This is a genomic window from Gloeothece verrucosa PCC 7822, from assembly GCF_000147335.1.
In the GTDB taxonomy this organism is placed as follows: domain Bacteria; phylum Cyanobacteriota; class Cyanobacteriia; order Cyanobacteriales; family Microcystaceae; genus Gloeothece; species Gloeothece verrucosa.
The window spans coordinates 1375447-1394876 of record NC_014501.1 but is presented as its reverse complement, the minus strand read 5'-3'; the positions used below and the strand labels follow the sequence as shown (position 1 = coordinate 1394876).

At 40.2% G+C, this 19430-nt stretch carries 20 protein-coding genes; 6 read left to right on the top strand and 14 right to left on the bottom strand.

What is annotated here, in order from left to right; genetic code table 11:
• The first annotated feature begins 46 nt into the window (after positions 1 to 46).
• A complete protein-coding gene (locus tag CYAN7822_RS06240; protein WP_342635704.1) occupies positions 47 to 763 on the top strand; it encodes an RNA-guided endonuclease InsQ/TnpB family protein in 717 nt (238 codons plus the stop codon).
• 104 nt (positions 764 to 867) lie between these two features.
• A complete protein-coding gene (locus CYAN7822_RS06235) occupies positions 868 to 1293 on the top strand; it encodes a universal stress protein (RefSeq protein WP_013321391.1) in 426 nt (141 codons plus the stop codon).
• Positions 1294 to 1314: 21 nt separating this feature from the next.
• Here CYAN7822_RS06235 and CYAN7822_RS06230 read toward each other — a convergent pair whose 3' ends face one another.
• The 3 genes from CYAN7822_RS06230 to CYAN7822_RS06220 all read right to left on the bottom strand — a co-directional run bounded on the left by CYAN7822_RS06230 (position 1315) and on the right by CYAN7822_RS06220 (position 4743).
• Positions 1315 to 2427 carry an AI-2E family transporter gene (locus CYAN7822_RS06230; protein WP_013321390.1) on the bottom strand — a complete coding sequence of 371 codons (1113 nt, stop codon included), beginning with the start codon at positions 2425 to 2427 and terminating at the stop codon, positions 1315 to 1317.
• Between the two features lie 37 nt (positions 2428 to 2464).
• Complete coding sequence (locus CYAN7822_RS06225; RefSeq protein WP_157871788.1) at positions 2465 to 4264, bottom strand: mechanosensitive ion channel family protein; 1800 nt, start codon at positions 4262 to 4264, stop codon at positions 2465 to 2467.
• Between the two features lie 161 nt (positions 4265 to 4425).
• Entirely contained in the window at positions 4426 to 4743 is a 318-nt protein-coding gene (locus CYAN7822_RS06220; protein ID WP_013321388.1) for a 2Fe-2S iron-sulfur cluster-binding protein, read from the bottom strand.
• 186 nt (positions 4744 to 4929) lie between these two features.
• Between CYAN7822_RS06220 and CYAN7822_RS38600 the strand changes: the two genes are divergently transcribed.
• From CYAN7822_RS38600 to CYAN7822_RS06210, 3 genes are all read left to right on the top strand, one after another.
• A complete protein-coding gene (locus CYAN7822_RS38600) occupies positions 4930 to 5106 on the top strand; it encodes a hypothetical protein (RefSeq protein WP_013321387.1) in 177 nt (58 codons plus the stop codon).
• 167 nt (positions 5107 to 5273) lie between these two features.
• Complete coding sequence (locus tag CYAN7822_RS06215) at positions 5274 to 6017, top strand: ATP synthase subunit I (RefSeq protein ID WP_245602702.1); 744 nt, start codon at positions 5274 to 5276, stop codon at positions 6015 to 6017.
• 175 nt (positions 6018 to 6192) lie between these two features.
• The gene (locus CYAN7822_RS06210; protein WP_013321385.1) at positions 6193 to 6657 is read left to right on the top strand and encodes a DUF29 domain-containing protein; all 465 of its coding nucleotides are present in this window, start codon (positions 6193 to 6195) and stop codon (positions 6655 to 6657) included.
• Positions 6658 to 6717: 60 nt separating this feature from the next.
• On the opposite strand, the gene CYAN7822_RS06205 is transcribed toward CYAN7822_RS06210, so the two are convergent.
• From CYAN7822_RS06205 to CYAN7822_RS06160, 10 genes are all read right to left on the bottom strand, one after another.
• The gene (locus tag CYAN7822_RS06205; RefSeq protein ID WP_013321384.1) at positions 6718 to 7038 is read right to left on the bottom strand and encodes a hypothetical protein; all 321 of its coding nucleotides are present in this window, start codon (positions 7036 to 7038) and stop codon (positions 6718 to 6720) included.
• A gap of 242 nt (positions 7039 to 7280) precedes the next feature.
• Positions 7281 to 8153 (bottom strand): transglutaminase family protein, encoded by an 873-nt coding sequence (locus CYAN7822_RS06200; RefSeq protein ID WP_013321383.1) that lies wholly within the window; start codon positions 8151 to 8153, stop codon positions 7281 to 7283.
• A gap of 22 nt (positions 8154 to 8175) precedes the next feature.
• A complete protein-coding gene (locus CYAN7822_RS06195; RefSeq protein ID WP_013321382.1) occupies positions 8176 to 9165 on the bottom strand; it encodes an alpha-E domain-containing protein in 990 nt (329 codons plus the stop codon).
• Positions 9166 to 9320: 155 nt separating this feature from the next.
• Positions 9321 to 10757 (bottom strand): circularly permuted type 2 ATP-grasp protein, encoded by a 1437-nt coding sequence (locus CYAN7822_RS06190; protein WP_013321381.1) that lies wholly within the window; start codon positions 10755 to 10757, stop codon positions 9321 to 9323.
• Positions 10758 to 11288: 531 nt separating this feature from the next.
• Complete coding sequence (gene ndhM / locus CYAN7822_RS06185) at positions 11289 to 11651, bottom strand: NAD(P)H-quinone oxidoreductase subunit M (protein WP_013321380.1); 363 nt, start codon at positions 11649 to 11651, stop codon at positions 11289 to 11291.
• A 104-nt stretch (positions 11652 to 11755) separates the two neighbouring features.
• Positions 11756 to 13018 (bottom strand): methionine adenosyltransferase, encoded by a 1263-nt coding sequence (gene metK, locus CYAN7822_RS06180; protein WP_013321379.1) that lies wholly within the window; start codon positions 13016 to 13018, stop codon positions 11756 to 11758.
• 76 nt (positions 13019 to 13094) lie between these two features.
• Positions 13095 to 13832, bottom strand: coding sequence for an HAD family hydrolase (locus tag CYAN7822_RS06175; RefSeq protein WP_013321378.1), 738 nt, complete (start codon positions 13830 to 13832; stop codon positions 13095 to 13097).
• Between the two features lie 150 nt (positions 13833 to 13982).
• A complete protein-coding gene (locus CYAN7822_RS06170; protein ID WP_013321377.1) occupies positions 13983 to 14969 on the bottom strand; it encodes a 30S ribosomal protein S1 in 987 nt (328 codons plus the stop codon).
• A 369-nt stretch (positions 14970 to 15338) separates the two neighbouring features.
• Positions 15339 to 15881, bottom strand: coding sequence for a transcriptional regulator NrdR (nrdR, locus tag CYAN7822_RS06165; protein ID WP_013321376.1), 543 nt, complete (start codon positions 15879 to 15881; stop codon positions 15339 to 15341).
• A 155-nt stretch (positions 15882 to 16036) separates the two neighbouring features.
• Complete coding sequence (locus CYAN7822_RS06160; protein ID WP_013321375.1) at positions 16037 to 16132, bottom strand: photosystem II reaction center protein T; 96 nt, start codon at positions 16130 to 16132, stop codon at positions 16037 to 16039.
• A gap of 320 nt (positions 16133 to 16452) precedes the next feature.
• Here CYAN7822_RS06160 and CYAN7822_RS06155 point away from each other — a divergent pair, with 320 nt between their 5' ends.
• Positions 16453 to 17502, top strand: coding sequence for a DMT family transporter (locus tag CYAN7822_RS06155; protein ID WP_013321374.1), 1050 nt, complete (start codon positions 16453 to 16455; stop codon positions 17500 to 17502).
• Positions 17503 to 17523: 21 nt separating this feature from the next.
• Here the strand turns inward: CYAN7822_RS06155 and CYAN7822_RS06150 are convergent, their stop codons facing one another.
• Positions 17524 to 19428: a hybrid sensor histidine kinase/response regulator gene (locus tag CYAN7822_RS06150; protein ID WP_013321373.1), complete on the bottom strand. Its 1905-nt coding sequence runs from the start codon at positions 19426 to 19428 to the stop codon at positions 17524 to 17526.
• Positions 19429 to 19430: the final 2 nt, after the last annotated feature.

Below are 19430 nucleotides of genomic sequence, written 5' to 3'. Positions count from 1 at the left end.
TGTGAATGTGGGTAACTCAATAGGGATAATTGATCTATGTTAGCGAATTGGACAGCGTTATCTTGCTGTAAAAGCCGGTATAGATAATAGTGCTGAGTTTTTTTCGGGCAAAGAAATTAGGCATAAAGCTAACCGATATCAGCGAGTAAGAAAAATATTACAGCGAAAAGGCACTCGTTCAGCTAAACGCAGATTGATTGCGTTATCTGGTAGAGAGAGACGGTTTATCGCTAATATTAACCACAAAATTAGCAAGCAGATAGCACAGCCAAACAGTCTAATAGGTTTAGAGCAACTAACTCATATTAGAGAAAGAACTAAATCTAAATCTGGAAAAAGAGCCAGTAAAAAACAGCGAAAAGCTAACAAAAATAAAGCTCAATGGTCATTTGCAGAATTACACTCCTGTATTGACTATAAAGCTATTATGAATGGTTCTTTAGCTGTTAAAGTTATGGCTAATTACACCAGCCAATGTTGTCCAAAATGCGGTCATGTTTCTAAGGAAAATAGACCAAATAAAGGACTAAATTTTGTTTGTAAAAGTTGTGACTATAAACTTCATGCTGATTTAGTTGGTGGGCGAAACATCGCATTAAGAGCGTTACTTATTCGGCAAGACTGGATGAGTACGGGGATTTTGTCAGCATCCCCTGATGTGTCAGACGAGGAAGCCAAAGCTAAGAGTCTGCAAAGATTCTTGGAGTTGAGGTGGAGTCTAGACGCAAGCCCCGACAAGAGCGCCTTCTTCGGGTCGGGGTAGTTGACATCTCAGGAAAAATTTGTCTCTCCCCTAGACAAAACTTCGCTTTCAAGGGGAAAATTGCTATAGCTCAAACAGCATTTTTGATGTAGAGGAAAGATTTGGTGTACAACACAATTATTGTAGCCCTAGACTGTTCAGACACTTCAGAGAAGGTCATTGCCGCTTTAAAGACTCTTAAGATAGACTCTCAAACTCACATCATCTTTTCTCATGTGCTTCCAGAACCCACGCCGGATAATGATTTAGATGCCGATCGCCCTCAAGCGTCCCCAGAACAACTTTATCAAGAAGCTGAACAACAACTGCTGACCTATCAAAGTGCTTTTGCCGACAGTGAGATCGAAATTGTTAGCGGCGATGTGGCTGAGGAAATTATCCGTTTGGCTAATATTTATGCTGCCGATCTGATTATTTTGGGAACTCGCGGCTTAACTGGACTTCAGCGAGTGATAGAAGGTTCTGTTAGTGGTCAGGTGGTGGCTGAGGCCTCTTGTTCTGTGTTTGTGGTTAAAACCCCCCAAGAGTAACTTCCTTGCCTGATTAGGTGATCATTCTTCTAGATTTCTATTGATTAGTTCTGAGGAAGAATCTAGGGGAACTTGTGCAATCATTGATTCGTTTGGATGAGTCAAACGGTATCGTAAATTGTCGGTAGCACTTTTGATCACACTGGCTAAAGGAACAGCTAGTAATAACCCTAAAATTCCGGCAAATTTTCCCCCAATAAACAAAGCTAAAATCAGCCAAACCGGATTTAAGCCTGTGATCCCTCCCATCAAACGAGGGGTGATCACTTGATCGTTAATCTGTCCTACAATAATAGCCGCAATTAAAACTTTTAATCCTAATACCCAATTTTCTAGGGAGAGAATGATACTGACTAATAAAATGGTAAAAGCACTGGCATAAGGAATTAAACTGGTTAGCCCAATGGTGACCCCAAATAACACGGCATAAGGCACTTGTAAAATCAGGAAAACTACCGTTTGAGAAAGGCTTAAAATTCCCGCTAAAATCGCCTGAGAAGCAAAATATCTTTCAAACTTATCTCGAATTAAATTTCGTAATTCTACATTCCAAGGTTCAGGAATCCAGCTAAAAATTCCATCCCAAATATTTTGACCCGTAAACACTAAAAACACGGTTAACACTAAAACAAAAAGAATATTAAAAATACTGCCAATAGCACCCAAGAGAAAATTCAGTCCTTGGGTACTTAAAGATTGAACAACCGTCGTTAATTTCTCGGCAATTTGACCAATAACTTGATTAATATTAATGGGTAATCTTTGAGCAATTGCCCATTTTCTTAAATTGTCTATATTTTCGGTTCCCGTGTCAATCCATTGGGGTAAAACGGCGATTAAATCACTCAATTGTTGAAGAATTAAAGGAATTAAAACTAAAGCTAAAATTGCTAAAATTACTAAGGCGATTAAAAAAACTAAAGTGACTGCCCAAACCCGAGAAATTCCTCTTAGCTCTAACAAACGAATGGGAAAATCAAGCAAAAAGGCGAGTAAAGTGGCGGTGATAAATATAGTGACTAATGGCTCTAAATACCCAATGAGTAAAAACAGGAGCCAACCATTTAAAAAAGCGACCGGAAAAAGAATTCCTAGCCGCAGCCAATAGGGAAGTTGGTTAAAAGCATTAAGCATAGAAAATTTTTAGCTGAAGTGAATCATGTATAATAATTTACAGCATTTTTGAGTTTTCTTGTGATGATTCTACAGATTCACTATTAAAAGGGTAAGTGGTGGGGTCAGCTTCATAACTCGGAGCAAATATTCTGATTTCGGCTTCAGAGCAAGTATCTCGAATATTTTGATGGAGTTGTGAGTAGATTTCTAAAATGTCTAAGTCAGGTTCTACATGAACATTTAACTCATAAGTGACATAAACTTCGTTTAGTTCCGATTGTAGGACAAAAGGCGCAGGAGATTCTAAGACTTTTTCCGTTCGCTTGGCGGCTTCGCATAAAGCCTTGTGAGCTTTTTGCCAGGGAACCTCGTAACCTAAATAGACTTTCGTGGGTAAAATTAAAGTCTTATTGAGTTCTCGCCGAGAGAGGTCATAATTTTCAATGTTACTGGTGAGAATTTGGGAATTCGGAATGCTGACAATGATATTTTTAAAAGTAACAATACGGGTAACTAACAAGGTAGTTTCAATCACTCGGCCAACGGTATCACCAATTTTAACCAGGTCGCCTTGCCGAAAACCCCGAGTATAGATCAGAATTGTACCAGCAAATATATTAGCAATAGCCGAGCTAGAGCCTAAAGAAAAAAGAATCCCCAGAAAAACAGAAATGCCCCGAAAAGCCGGTGAGTCAAAACCCGGAAAGTAGGGAACGGCAATAACGGCGGCTAAGGCGACAATTAAGACTGATAAAATTTTAAAACTCGGTTGTGCCCACTCGGGATAAAAGCCCGGTAGCGAGAAAGTTTCTTGTTCTAAAGCATTAAAAATTGGTTGTAAAAAGCGAAGTATACAATAGGTAAGGAATATCACTACAAGAATGATCAATAGATTGGGAATATACCCTAAAAAACCACTCCAAGCCGTGGCAAAGGCTTGGATAAGATACTCAAAGAGTGTGTTAGCCAGTCGTTTTGTCCAGGGAAAAAAGCTTAAAACAGCAGGGATATAAATAGCTAAAATACCCAAAACAATAAACCAACGGATGATCTGGGTTAGGCTTAATAAAAGATTAGTAATTTGATTAGCGGTAAGGATTTCAAAACTTTGAATTCTAATGGCTGGAATATAGGTACTTCTCCAGTTATCTAACTTGGTATAAATAACGGGAAAAATATTGTTGAGGATCAGCAAGGTAGTAATGAAAAAAATGGTAGAAATGATGGTATAAAAACCAGCAAGAACCAAATGACGTAAACTGCGCTCTTGTCGATATTGAGTAACAGCCGCTTTAATAGCTTGTAGATACTCATAGGCTAACTCTGCTCGCGTTTTTCTGGCCAGGACTGCATCAGCGTCGCTAATTCGCATTATAATGTCTTCTTCTACAGCCAATACTGTTAATTTGATCCCTTCTTCATCCTCTGAGACTGCGGTGAGATTATCCACAGAAATTGAGAAATCTTGAGCAAAATGTTCAATTTTTTCCCTAATATCTTGCGCTCGTTTTTTTGCCGATCTGGGTCCGAGGCGGTTTTGGATGACGAAGAGGGTTTTACCCTCAAAAACAACGGGAGCATTTTCTGCGGGTTTAGTTGTCGCCGGGTTTTGAGGGAAAGCAAAAGGGACAATGATAATTAACCAAAAAGTAGCGAGTGCTAGAGCGAGAAAAGCTAACCAAGTTTTTTTCATAGAGGAACGGGATAGGCCATACAAAATTCGCCCATTCACTCCAGGGAAAAACCTAGAAATACTCAGGCTTGCTCGTTTAGGGAGGCAATGAGCGATGCTTCTGCGCTTATCATAGCTGATGGTTTTTGCGCGAGCTAAAAGCGTGGGAGTGCTTATTGACAATGCTTTTATGACTCTTAATTGTCAGTTAAACTCCTCCTAGCCTTTGGATTTAATTAATGTCTAATCCTTGATGGTAAAGACGTTGTATGTAACGTCTCTACAGGTAGACATTGATTATAATGGGGTAATTAATCGGATTGGGTATAACCGATTTTTAGGGCTTAAGATTGTCCAAATTGACGCTCATAAACTGAATCCTCTTTTTCTGTCTCCACTTTGACATCTGAACGAGGATAAGCCACGCATAGCAGAGCATAGCCTTCTTGTTGCAAGTTGGGGGACAGTCCCATACCATCACTCTGTTCTACTGTCCCTTCTAGTAGGAGTCCGGCGCAGGTGGTGCAAACTCCGGCAGTACAAGACTTGGGTAAGTCTATCCCCGCATCAAGGGCGGCGTTAAGAATAGTTTGATCTTCAGCAACTTTTATGGTGTGGGTTGTTCCTTGATGAATAATTTCAACTGTATGAGTCTTAGACATAAATAATTGATTGTTCTGAGGTCACCTGATCTAATTTATCGCTCTAGAGTATCTTTGCCAAAATTGTTAAGAAATATAGCGTTGTTTAAAGCTTGATTGCAAAGACGCAAATTTTTTTTCAACTCAGGATATTTTAAAAAGAATTGATTTATTGCTGTCCACTATTGAATAGCTAGATTTCTCTCTATGTACAACAAAAACACCAATAAAGACCTGATTGGAGCAGCATTAACGGCGGGTTTAGGGGCTGGCGTAGTAACTTCATTTGCCGTTAGCCAAGGACAACATCCCCTCATGGCTTTGGCCATTACGGCGCTCGCCGCTATTTTCGCTGTGATCTGCCATTATGCGGATTTAATTTGATTGAGGCGCGTTTCGAGTAGGGTGATGCTTAAGTTTTCATATTGTTTGTGTTTCAAAAGCATCTAAGACAGGATATAGTAATCAAGACATACACAATTGGGAAAACCTCTGTGGCACAAGTGTCATTCCGATGGAAACAGATCCCTTACTCGATTTTGAACTCGTCTATGATTCGCCGTCAAGGCCGAGTGCTTTTATCGATTTGTGCAAAACGATACCGATATCTTAGTCGTTGGCTATTGACTGGGTTAGCCCTCGCTTTGATGTTAGCTTGGAACTGGAAACTGGTGCTAACGACGGGCGCAGGTGTAGGATTAATGTTGCAGGTCTATGTCATGCAGGGATGGAACTGGCAACGCTACTGGTTAGATTGGCAACAGTTTTTAAAAGGTTCTGATGGTAAATTAACGGTAGCAGTGGGGAGCGGTGGTTTTGCCGCTCTGTGTACCTATGTCGCCACTACGATCTGGGCTGAATCTGAGAACCGTTGGCTGGCGACTGGTACTATTTTACAAGGTTTGGCCACTTTGTTGACTTTTGGCTTGTTATGTTGGCATATTGTCACCTATCAAGAGCAACTTCAGGAGTCTCAGTTGGATTTATGGGTGAGAGATTTAACCGATAGTGATCCCCTTAAGCGGCTGATGGCGGTGCGAAAGTTAAGTAGTCTTTTGCATCAGCATCGCTTAAATTCAACTCGGCAAGAGCAGGTTATTGAATATTTTCAATTGATGCTCTCAAGAGAACAAGAAAGCACTATACGAGAGGCTCTGTTAGATAGTTTGTGTCAAGGAGAAATAAAGCCGTTAAGGAATTTTAATCAACCGCTACAAATTGGGACAAAGTTAAATAGTGATTCGGATTATTCGGCGGCTAAACAAGCGGCAAAAATTGAGTATATAGAGAATTGATTTTGTCAGTTTTAATCTTTTTTTCTTCAGGAAAATTAAATCTGATACTCCCCAACCTCCCTTAATAGGGGATGATCCCCCCCAGCCCCCCTTAATAGGGGATGATCCCCCCCAGCCCCCCTTAATAAGGGGGGAGAAAAGCTAGAATGAAAAAAACATAAATGAGGCATCTAGAATGACAATTCAATCAAAAACCCTCTATGATACTGATTTTAATATGTGGCTTGAAACGACAGCCCAATTATTGAGAAAACGCCAACTTAGCGAAATTGATTACGATAATTTGATAGAAGAAATTGAGGGGATGAGCAATAGTCAAAAAGATGCTTTAGAAAGTAATTTAAGAATTTTATTGATGCACCTTCTGAAATGGAAATTTCAATCTTCAAAGCGTTCTAATAGTTGGAAGTATACCCTTGTTGAGCATTGCTTGAGGATTAACAAATCTTTCAAAAAAAGCCCTAGTCTTAAAGTATATTTCGAGAATGTTTTCGAGGAATGCTATCAAGATGCTAGGTTACTTGCTTCTAAAGAAACGGGAATGAGTACAGATGATTTTCCTCTTGAATGTCCTTTCGCAAAAGAAGATATTTTGAACCCTGAATATTTGCCTGATGATGATCAAGAGCTTGGAATTTAACGATCAATTGCAGAAATGACGGAAGCAATTCTGTTGATTTTCTTGACTCTATGTCTTGGTTTAGATTTTTTTATATTGTTCAGCATCCCGTTGCTGCCAAAATTCATCTCGTTTTCGTTGGTCTTCTTCAAGCTTTTCTAGTCTAGCTTTTCTGAGATTCTCATTTAAACATCTAGCTATAGCTAATTCCCAATCATCACTATTATTATTATTAGATAATAACGCTTGTTGTAACTCTTCATTCTGTCGGATATACTGGATAGCCAAATTAGCTGTAAAAACAAAAAGCTCGTTAACCCCAAAAACATGACAAATAGCTTTTTTAGCAAGAGTTTTAAGTAAAAATGCTTGAACTTCTGGAGGTATTTCTGAGGGAAGCATTGATTAACCTTATCATCTAAAAGAGAGAACAAAAACAACCTACTTTAAAAACCTATTGAAGGATTCTGATCATAGTATGCCCAAATTTTTTTAAAATCTATCATTCTTGGATTAAATCTAATAAACACACGATAATAATGACTTCTTTCTTCCCCCCGGGAGGGAGAGTAGGGGGGGATCAACAAAGGGGTTGGGGAAGAGATCAAACTCTAAAACTAATCTAGGTGCGTCATTGACGCACCCTACAAATGCTTAATAACAATATTTGCTTCTAATTGAGACTCAAGGAGTTTGCTATTTTCTCCCCCTGAATTAACCACAGAAGTAGCACCTACCACAGGAGAACAATAACGAGGTTTTGCACTCGCAACTAAAGCAATATGGCGATCACTTACCGCTAACCCATGAGTGGGATCATAACCTCTCCATCCTCCACCAGGCAGATAAACTTCCACCCAAGCGTGTAACTCTCTTTGATCACTATCAAGGTCCCCTTCCTGATACCCACTCACAAACCGACTCCCCAACCCAACCGCGCGGCAAACCTCCATAAATAACACCACAAAATCGCGGCAAGCGCCCTGTTTTTGAGTCCAAGTGATGCCGGCTGGCCAAGGTTGTCCCTCGTGGCGAATTAAATGTTTGCAATGGGTATAAATTTGCTGATTGAGAGTAGACAAAAAGGATAAGGTATTACCATTGACTTGCTGTAAAATTTCCTGTGCTAATTGTATCGCTACCGGATCAACAGTAGCGGCAACTGGTTCTAAATAAGGTTGCAGTAGACTGAACAGGTCACTAAAATAATCAAAAGGTAAATTGAGCGTAAATGGTTCAAGAAGATAATTAAAAGGGTTTACTTGATAAGTTTCCACTTCAGACTGAACATCGATTATCAGTTTTTCAGTAGCATTAGTAAACCACAATTGAATGCAATTGTTGCCCTCTAAATCAGTAATATGAGTCATCCCAGCCGGTTGAGGATCAACAACAAGAGAAAACTTTTGTAATTGTTGCCAACCATCAGAACGAGGACATAACCTCAACAGATGAGGCCCCAGCATAATCGGCTGATTGTAAGTGTAGATAGTTTGATGATGAATGTGGTATCGCACTTACTTTTCTTTCCCTGATCAATTATCCATATTGTATCTGTCTTTGGCTAACTTCTGCTGATTTAGACACAGGTTCAATGCCAAAAAAAGTTTCACCAATTTTGCTTCCTACCACATTAATGCGGCTTTGCATTTGGTCTAAAAACTCATGTAAACCTACGTCTATTACATCATTAATTGTCAAATAACCTAATTCCGAACACAAACGTCCTAAAGTGCGTTCTGCCGGATTACTCCAAGTGCCTATCGGTGTGCCGGTAATTTGGTGTAAACAGCGTTCTACTGCTCGTAAACAAAAATGAATTGAACGAGGAAATTCTCGGTTAAGAATCAAAAATTCAGCTACACTGGTGGGGGTAATGCGGCGCTGACATTTACGATACATTTCGTAAGCACTGACAGAACGCAATAAAGAAATCCATTGAATTTGATCTAAAGGGGTGCCTATCCATTGTGCTGAAGGCAATAAATAAAAGTATTTTACATCTAAAATTCTTGCTGTTTTATCGGCTCTTTCTTGAAGCCGCCCCATTTGTCCAAAGTGCCATCCTTCATTATGAGTCATAGTAGCATCCATTACGCCGGCAAAACGATGACTCGATAATTTAACTTGAGTAAAGAAACTGGGTAAAGTATTCTGGGGATGACGTTGTGCTGCCTCTTTTACCATTAAATAAAAACCATTCACTTCTCCCCACATTTCAGAAGAAATAATTTCCCGAATTGAGCGAGCATTTTCTCGGGCAATTTGGAGACAGGAAATAATAGAATTGGGATAAGTGGTATCAAAGGTTAAAAATTTAATGACATTTTCTGCTGTGACTTCGCCATAGCGTTTTTGAAAGTGGGCTAAATCTCCTGTTGTTAATATCAAAGGTTCCCACTGTTGGGGGGTTCCCGTCGGTAATTCCAACATTAGATTTAAGTTAACATCGACAAAACGGGCGACATTTTCAGCGCGTTCAATGTATCTATTGAGCCAATAAATAGAATCTGCAACTCGGCTTAACATAATTAGTCATTAGTTATTAGTCATTGGTCATTGGTCATTAATCAATAGTCATTAGTTTGTCATTTAAAGCTCAATAATTATTAATCTTTAGTTTAATGATAAAAGTTTCTAAAGCACTAATAAATAATGACTAATAACTAATGACTAATAATTATTTAGTCCATCAAAACCCAAGTATCTTTACTGCCGCCGCCTTGGGAAGAATTAACCACTAGAGAGCCTTTTTTCAGGGCCACTCGGGTTAGTCCGCCCGGATGGACATAAATATGATCTCCTCGATGGAGAACATAAGGACGTAAGTCTACATGGCGGCCTTCTATTTGTCCATCAATCAGAGTAGGAACTTGGGATAAACTGATGGTAGGTTGAGCAATATAATTGCGGGGGTTAGCCACAATTTTTTGAGCAAATTCAGAGCGTTGTTCAGGAGTAGATTGCATCCCCACTAACATTCCGTATCCGCCGGCTTCATTAGCGGCTTTAACGACTAATTTATCTAAATTTTGTAAAACATATTCTCGGTCTTTTTCTCGCCAACATAAATAAGTAGGAACATTGGATAAAATTGGTTCTTCTCCTAAGTAATAGCGAATCATATCGGGAACAAAAGCATAAATAACTTTATCATCAGCTACGCCGGTTCCGGGTGCATTAGCTAAAGCCACCCGGCCTCCTCGATAAACTTCCATTAATCCTGATACCCCTAACATCGAATCTGAACGGAAAGTAGAAGGATCTAAAAAGTCATCATCCACGCGGCGATACACCACATCTACCCGTCTTAGACCTTTAGTGGTTTTCATTTGTAAGTAGCCATCTACTACCACTAAATCTCGGCCTTCTACTAATTCTACTCCCATTTGTTGGGCTAAAAAAGAATGTTCAAAATAAGCTGAATTGTAAATTCCTGGTGTTAAAACAACCACAGTGGGATCAGGTAAATTGCTAGGCGCTAAATTTAATAAAGTTTCTAATAAATGACTGGGATAGTCGTCAACGGGTTTAATGGCTTTGATTTGAAAGATTTCAGGAAAGGTACTTTTCATCACTCGGCGGTTTTCTAATACATAAGAAACCCCTGAAGGCACCCGCAGGTTATCTTCTAAAACATACCATTGGCCGTCTTTGTCCCGCACTAGATCGGTTCCGGTAATATGACACCAAATGCCGCCCGGCGGTTTCATTCCCACACAGGGTCTTAAAAAACCTTTGGCTGAATTAATGATCTCTGCGGGAATTTTTTCATCTTTAAGGATTAACTGTTGGTCATAAATATCGCCTAAAAAAAGATTTAAAGCGGTTATTCGTTGCTTAAGTCCGTTTTCTAACCATTGCCATTCGTCGGCTGCAATGATGCGGGGAATAATATCAAAGGGAAATACTCTCTCTACGCCTTGATTATCGCTATAAACATTGAAAGTGACTCCCAAATTAAATAAAGCCACCTGGGCGGTTTCTAGGTGCTTCTGGAGGTCTTCTGGCGGGAATTCTTGCATCCATTTGATTAGGGATGCGGCATGAGGCCGGGGTTGTCCCTTATTTAGAAATAGTTCGTCATAAAACTCCCCTGGATCATAAGATTGTAGTTGCACTGTGTCTCTTCCTTTTCTCTTCCGTTCTTTCAGATTCTTCTAGTTTTACACCTGAAACTGTAATTTGTACCACAATTTAATCTAATTTTTAGGTAATTATTCTTTGTTTGTTGTTAACCCAAAAATGTAACAATATATTAATAAATAATAATTTTTATTTTAATTACTTGACTTCATTGTAGTTAATTAAGTTTTGATCAGAGGATTCTTTTTCTTCTTCGTTGGCAATTTTTTGGTGATGGATTTGAATTTGATAACCAATGCTCTCAACCAATTTACGCAATTTCTTTTTCGACAATTATTCACTCCTAAGTAGCTGATAATTAATCTCTATATTTATCATTTACAAAAGCGGCAGTGGAGATCAATTAACCATTATCAGTTCTCCCCAAAGCTGGAAAAACCTACCCTAGTGCGGAACGAGTTCCGCACCCCAAACAAGATTAAGCCATTCCAAGCCTAAACAATCATTATATAGCCCGCGCAGGCGGGCGAAGTTCCGTGTAGCCTAACCCTTCAGGGTTAGGGGCCTTAAGAGAGCTTATAATTGCCTTCTGTTTCGGGACTTTCAACCCGAGGGAGTCCCATACTGTAATTTAATACACGACTATTAAGGTTGTAAGAAATCTCACCTTTTTGCAATAGAGCCAGCAGAAACAGTTCTAAATCGGAGCCAATACGACGTAAATTGTACTCGGTTAAATCTTCACCCGTATAAGATTCTACTAATTCGTCAAATTTACGGTAAACCTTTTGCAGAGAGTCTTCATCCCAATTAAATTCATTATCAGGATCTACATCCAAAGTAAGAACACTATCACTTTTAACCAATTCGTTGTTTTGAATTTCAGCCGTGTAAATCCGAATATGACGGGTAGTAGACTTCACAAACATAATAGTTAGTTGATCTCAAATCGCAATTACTTTCACTCATTGTACCCTAAATAGTTTTCTGAGGGCGGAGTTTTCGGCTCCACCCTTTCGCTCATTTCTGGATTTTACCCAACAGCAACATGAATAGCCGGCTCACTGAGAGCTTCTTTTAGGAGTTCAACATGATCAAGTTTTTCCCAAGGAAGGTCTAAGTCTGAGCGCCCAAAGTGACCATAGGCGGCTACATCTTGATAAAAACGACCTCTTTGTGCCGGTAAACCGCGCAAATTGTAAGTCTGAATAATACCAGCCGGACGAAGTTCAAAGATCTGTTGAACCACAGACAGAAGTTGATCTTCGGAAACTTTGCCGGTACCGAAGGTTTCTACCATGATACTTACAGGACGAGCTACCCCAATGGCATAACTCACTTGGACTTCGCACTTTTCGGCTAATCCGGCAGCGACGATATTTTTCGCCACGTGACGGCAAGCATAGGCAGCGCTACGATCAACTTTAGTGGGGTCTTTTCCTGAGAAGGCTCCGCCACCATGACGAGAATAGCCGCCATAGGTATCTACAATAATTTTGCGACCTGTTAAACCTGAATCTCCTTGAGGACCACCGATGACGAATTTTCCGGTCGGGTTAACTAAGAATTTGGTATTGTTATCGGGTTTAATATCAATATCGGCAAAACAGGGGGTAACTACAGCATCCCAAAGAGCGGTTTTAATGGTTTTTTGAACCGCGTCGTTATCGGTAATGTCTCCGATCGTTTCTGTATGTTGAGTAGAAATTAGAATTGTATCTATTCCTACGGGTTTCCCATCTTCATAAATCACAGAAACTTGGGTTTTTCCATCAGGACGTAAATAGGGTAATTCCCCGGTTTTACGGACGGCTGCCAATCGGCGGGCAATGCGATGGGCTAAACTGATGGGCATGGGCATAAATTCTGGGGTTTCATTACAAGCGTAACCAAACATTAACCCCTGATCACCGGCCCCAATCTGATCGAGTTCATCGTCGCTCAATTTTTCCCGTTTTTCTTGAGCTTTTGTTACCCCTTGGGAAATATCGGGGGATTGTTCGTCTAAAGCTACTAATATAGAACAACTATTAGCTGAGAATCCATTGGTGGAATCTGTATAGCCAATTTCCGCAATTTTTTTGCGGGCTAAATCGACAAAGTTCACTTGGGCCTTAGAGGTAATCTCACCTGTAATGAGAACCAAACCCGTGTTTACAACTACTTCGGCGGCTACGCGGCTATATTCGTCTTGCGACAGTAAGGCATCTAAGATGGTGTCTGAAATTTGATCACAGATTTTATCAGGATGTCCTTCAGTCACCGATTCAGAAGTAAATAAATAACGTCTAGTCAATTTTTCAACCCTCTCGTCAATAATGAAACAACATATATTATGATTAATTAATCTATAATCATACAGGTTAAAACCCTCATTTGACTATCTGAATTTGCTCCAGTCTGGTTATCAATACATCAGCTTGTTTTAAATGAGTCGCTTGTGGGTTATTCCAGCAAATTCCGATCACACCGGCGGCTTTAGCCAGTCTTGCCATTTCCAAGTCTACTTGAGCGTCTCCTACCATTAGGGTAAATTGGGGTTCTACTGCTAATTTTTGACAAGCTTGAATAAATAAATCGGGTGAGGGTTTATTTAATCCTGGAGTGGCTCCCATGGCCAATTGTATGTAATTAGATAACTGATGATGTTCGATAAAATTTTTAACATTTGCTGTGGAGTCAGCCGAAAGTATCCCTAATTTCAGTCCGGCTGCGGCGAGTTCTTTTAATACTTCTAAACATCCGCTAAATAAAGGAGAGGTGAGGCGGCTCGCTCTATAGTTGTCGGCAAGGGCAAAAGCTTTCTCAGCAAGGGTTAAAGACTCAAACCAACTGCGTCCAGTTTCTGCAATGTAAGCCGCCGCCGCGATTTGATTTTCATAGCGGCTTCCCACTGCCATTAATCCTGTGGGGTCTAATTTATTTTCAGTTATGCCAAAAGCCATTAATAAAGGTGCCTCAATTCCTGGGATTTGGGCATCAATTAAACGCGCTCTTTTAATTCCCAGTTCAAGAAGATGATTTTCCGAATTTTCTAGGGTTCCATCCTTGTCAAAAATAATGGCTTGAATCTGAGAAAATTCTCGGTTTTGACAAATAATACTGACCATAATTTTTGGCTAATCTTTTAGTCGGTAAAAAAAAGAGGGGTTGGTCCCTCTTGTGCTGGATTGTTTGGCTGATTTCTCCCCAAATCCCCTCTAGTGACACTCGCGCATTTTCGGGGGAAATTTAGATAACGGTTAAATATATTTCGTCAATTATTCCTCTGCCGCCGCGATGGCTAAATCTTCTTCTTCTAAGGCTGGAGGAGCTTCTATCTCAGCCTCAAGAGGTTTCCCTTCTGCTTCTGCCCGCAGTTTTTCTCGATATTTAGCCGCCATTTCTTCAGCTTTTTCAAACACTGCATCCCGGTTTTTCAGCATATCTCCGGCTTCAGGCTCAAGCTGTTTGGTAGATAAAGAAATACGCCCTCTTTCTGCATCCAAGTCAATAATCATGACTTTCAATTCATCATTAACATTAAAGACACTATGAGGGGTGTCAATATGATCATGAGAAATTTCCGAGATGTGCAACAATCCACTGACACCGCCGATGTCAATGAACGCCCCATAGGGCTTGATTCCCCGTACTGAACCGATCACCACCTGACCGACTTCTAAGCCGTTCATCTTGCGTTCTACTAAAGCACGACGATGACTTAATACAAGACGATTGCGATCTTCATCTACCTCTAGGAATTTCAAGGGCAGGTCTTGACCAACTAAATCTTCTTTGGCTTCCCGAGTGCTGATATGAGAACCCGGAATAAAGCCTCTTAACCCTTCTATCCTCACCAGTGCCCCACCTCGGTTAGTGGCAAATACACTAGAACGAACGGTCGCGTCTTCGGTTTGTAACTGACGCACTCTTTCCCAAGCTCGCATATACTCTATGCGGCGGATGGATAGGGTTAACTGTCCATCTTCATTCTCATCTGTCAGAATGAAAAATTCTCGGGTTTCATTGGGTTGAAGAACTTCGCTGGGATCATCAACCCGGTTGATTGACATTTCTTGAATCGGGATATAAGCTGCTGTTTTAGCCCCAATATCAATCAGTGCCCCCCTCGGCTCCATGCTAAACACTGTCCCGGCAACGATGTCCCCAGGACTAAAGTGATAGTCATATTGATCGAGGAGTTTTTCAAAATCCTCGTGAGTAAATCCAATAGTTTTAGTTGATAAGTTTTTAGTAGTCGTCATGTACGTTTTGTTTCCTAGTTGGTAATCTCCTTAAAGAATATAAGCCTCCTGTTGTTGTAACAGTTTTCTTTTTTTTGGAGAAATACCATTCCTGGACTTTCCCCAATGGGCAAACTGTTAGACCTCTTTCCCTCTCAGGCTAATGCTTTGAGGACGATAAATATGAGATTGAGTATAGTGTCATCAATCTAGTTTCAGGATACAGACTTTTAATTATAACTTACTATTATGGGGCTGGCGCAACAATTGTATCATTTTTTTTGGCCCATTGACAGCCCTTATGTTACCCGGTCAGTTTCTTTAACCGAGGTGATCTTTGGGGGTGGCTTGTTTATACCCTGTCTGAAATATAGAGTATTTTTCCAAGGCTTAAGAAGGGGTCATCACTTGATCGGATGCTTCCATCAAACTAAGTTCTATTGGTTGTTGTGGCCAATCCGGCGGCTCGTCGCCATCGCGTTCTTCTTGTTGCAGTCGTTTGAGGGTTTCTACAAAGTCTGTAATGCCTTTAAATTCTCCATAAACAGAGGCAAAGCGAATATAGGCGACTTCATTGAGTTCTCGTAGGTTTTTTAAAACGAATTGCCCAATTTCTTGACTGGTAATTTCTCGCCGAGGACTCTGTTGTAAAGTGGCTTCTATTTCATCGACTATATTATCCAATCGTTGAGCAGGAATCTCGGTTTTTTCGCAAGCTCGCACAATTCCCCGCAATAATTTGGAACGATCAAAGGATTCTTTGCTACCATTTTTTTTAATCACTGTAATGGGAACAAATTCAATACGCTCGTAGGTCGTAAATCGATGTTTACACTGCAAGCATTCTCGACGACGACGAATACTGTGACCGGCTTCTGTGGAACGAGATTCTAAAACTCGGCTACTGGTGTATTGACAGTAAGGACATTGCATAACTCTCTCTATTTTGAATAATGAGGGCTGTAAAATTGCTCAAATGCAAAAAGCCGAGCCGGTTATCTATCTACGCTGTTTGGTTTAAACTAGATAGACTCTAACGGCTCGCAAGACTAGAATTAGTCTATTGAAGCAGATGTGATAACCTTTGGTTATTTTTCAATCCGAGGCGGCTCACGAAAGGCGATCGCAAAAAATAGCACCGCTAGAGCCATGGTTAGAATTAAAATGTAAGCAACGCTTTCCATGTTAAGACTTCCTAAAGTTACTTTTATACATCTATCAGTGTATCAAGAAAAGATCATTAAATTATTTTATTGTGCTTCGAGAGATCATCTAAGATCGCTTAGTTGACATCCTGAGAGATAGCTGAACCTGAACCCAAAAAATGCTGAGAAAAGCCCTGATCTGTTTTTACTGAGAATTTACTCTCCTCTCATTCAAACTCGAGTAACTCTGACGGACAATAACAGTAGGCCTCTTGCATAGGAAGATGCTCATGCCCTGATACAGGGAAAAGGAAAAATTTGCCCCTTCCCTCAAAAACTACTGCTATAACCGTTAGTCAATGAAAACCTCTCAGAACCCGTTGATAACTATTTGGGATAAAATTCCGAGTTCTGCCTATCTATGGGCAGCACTGCTCATTAAAGCCGCTTCTAGCTCCATTACTCGTCAAGTAACTCAAATCGGAGAACAACATTTAATCAACGGCAGAAACCCTATTTCTCTGTGCAATGTGCTTTTTGTGGGGAATATTTGCGCTTTGGCGGTGATGCTGTTGTTTTTTGCCCGTGAGTGGCATATTAATACCCTGAAACGCTTTAGCCGCCAGGAATGGATTAGTTTAATTATTGTAGCGATTATTAGCGGTGCCCTTGCGCCGGCTTTATTTTTTAGTGCGTTGGATCAAACTAATGTGACCAATGTGGTGCTAATTAGCCGCTTAGAACCCACTGTAACGTTAATTTTAAGTATTTGGGTCTTGAAGGCACGGGTTAAATTCTGGACCATTTTGGGGTCTTTAGTCTCTTTTGCCGGAATTGTCACGACTGTTTTGTTAGGGAATCCTGATAATGGGGTGGTGATGATGGGCGGGGCGATTAAACTGGGAATCGGAGAATTAGAAACCATAGCGGCTTCTCTAATTTCTGTTGCCGCAACCTTAATGAGTCAAGCGTGGTTAGATCACATCCCGGTGGGGATTTTTAGTGTGACGCGCACAGCGTTAGGAGCGGTTGTTTTCTTTATTTTAGCGAATTATCTTTATGGACCTGAGCATTTTATCGATGTTTTCTCGCCGCTTCTCTGGCAATGGATGTTATTCTATGGAGCAATTATTGTTGTCGCGGGTCAAATTTGTGCCCTACGAGGTTATAGAGGTGCTTCGCCGGCCTTAATTAACCTCACCAGTTCTATTAATCCGATTGTGGCAATTATGATGGCCTTTCTCATTTTAGGTGAAGTGCCGACAAAGGCCCAATATGTGGGAGGAAGTATTATTATACTGGGGATTTGTTTAAGTTTATTGGCAAATGTGCGCCGCGCTTCTTTTAAACCTCTGCGATTTAATATTGGGCGCTGGATGGAAATGGATGACGGGTTTAAAGGGGTTTAATTGATATTTCAATAAGTTTATTCAAGACCGTAGGTTAAAAATTTCTTTAACTAAAATATATGGCTCTACTGGCTTAGAAATGTGCTTTTGAAAACCAGCTTTAAGGGCTTGCTGTTCATTAATATCTCCAGCATAAGCCGTTAAAGCAATGGCCGGAATTTGTCCGCCTTGGGTTGGCTCCAATTTTCTAACTTGACGTATAAACATATAGCCATCCATACCGGGCATTCCAATATCACTCAACAAAATATCAGGGTGTTTATCAATTAAAGCCAATAGCGCTTGATTGGCATCAGCTACCGCAATTACGTCAGCACCGTACTGTTGAAGGGCAAAACGAAGAAAGTCTCGCATATCGGCTTCATCATCCACCACTAAGACTTTTAGCCCTTGCAAACTTAAGGTTTGAGTCGAGATTTTATTCTCTTTATAAGTCGTACTTTGGGGAGCTATCACGGGAAGCCGCACAATAAAAGAGGCTCCCTGTCCTTCTCCGGCGCTTTGTGCTTGCACAGTGCCCCCATGCAATTCTACTAAATGATGGACAATGGCTAATCCTAATCCTAACCCACCAAATTTACGAGTTGTCGTGCTATCAGCTTGGCGAAAATAGTCAAATACGTAAGGCAAAAACTCTTTAGATATCCCTTTTCCGGTATCACTAATAGTTATTTGGGCATATTTGTCAATCCTTTCTAAATAAATCGTTACTTTCCCCCCTGATGGTGTAAATTTAATGGCATTCGAGAGTAAATTCCAAATGACTTGTTGCAGGCGGCTAGGGTCTGCCTGAACAGCACCTACATTAGCATCAATTTTTGTTTCAATTTCTATTGATTTAGCCTTAGCTGATAACTGCACTATTTCTAAAGCTGAGGCAATAATTGATGGCAACTCAACTGGATAAGTATTTAAAATTAGTTTGCCTCGTAAAATGCGAGAAACATCGAGTAAATCTTCGATTAATCTAGTCTGAAGATTGGCATTGCGCTCAATAATTTCCAATCCATGTTTGATTGTATCAGCATTAAATTTACTGGTTTTCAGGAGACTTGCCCAACCTAAAATAGGATTGAGAGGAGAACGTAATTCATGGGAAAGAATGGCTAAAAATTCATCTTTAATTCGATTAGCTCGTTGAGATTCTTCATAAAGAATTTCCCGTTCTTTTTCTATTTGCTTCCGCTCAGTAATGTCAACAATAATAAATACCGCACCGGTTAAAACTCGATGCTGATTAAGAATGGGGTCTATTATTATATTATACCATTTGTTTTTCGATTCAATTTCAATACTCTCCCGTTGAAGCGTTTCTTTAGCACGAATAAAGGGAGTCATGTAAGATTCATTTAATATTAAATGTAAAATGTCTTGATGCGAATTTCCAATCAGTTCATGAACTGGCTGATCGAGAAGCTTTGTCATCGCCTTATTACATCGAACAAAATTGCCTTTACTATCCAATAACCCCACTCCATCACGAATAGTATCAAAGGTAATTTGCCATTCTCTAGCTGATGTTAAGGCGGCTTCTTCAGCCTCTCGAATTCTCAACAAAGCTTTAACAGTAGCAATTAATTCAATAGCTTCAACCGGTTGAACAAGATAAGCATCTGCACCCCCATTTAATCCTTTAGCTCTATCTTGACTTTCCACAAAACTAGCCGATAAATGAAGCACTGGAATTAAGGCCGTTTCTGGATTAGATTTAATTTTTTGGCACACCTCAAAACCGCTAATATCCGGCAGTTTTATATCTAAAATAACTAAATCGGGTTGATCCTGTGTAACGAGTTGAAGCCCAATTGTTGCTGTAGCCGCTTCTATAGCTTCAAAACCGGCTTCTCTAAGCATACGACCAATAATGTAGCGATTGGTTTCATTGTCATCTATATGCAGTATCGTGATCGGCAATTCTTGAGACATAT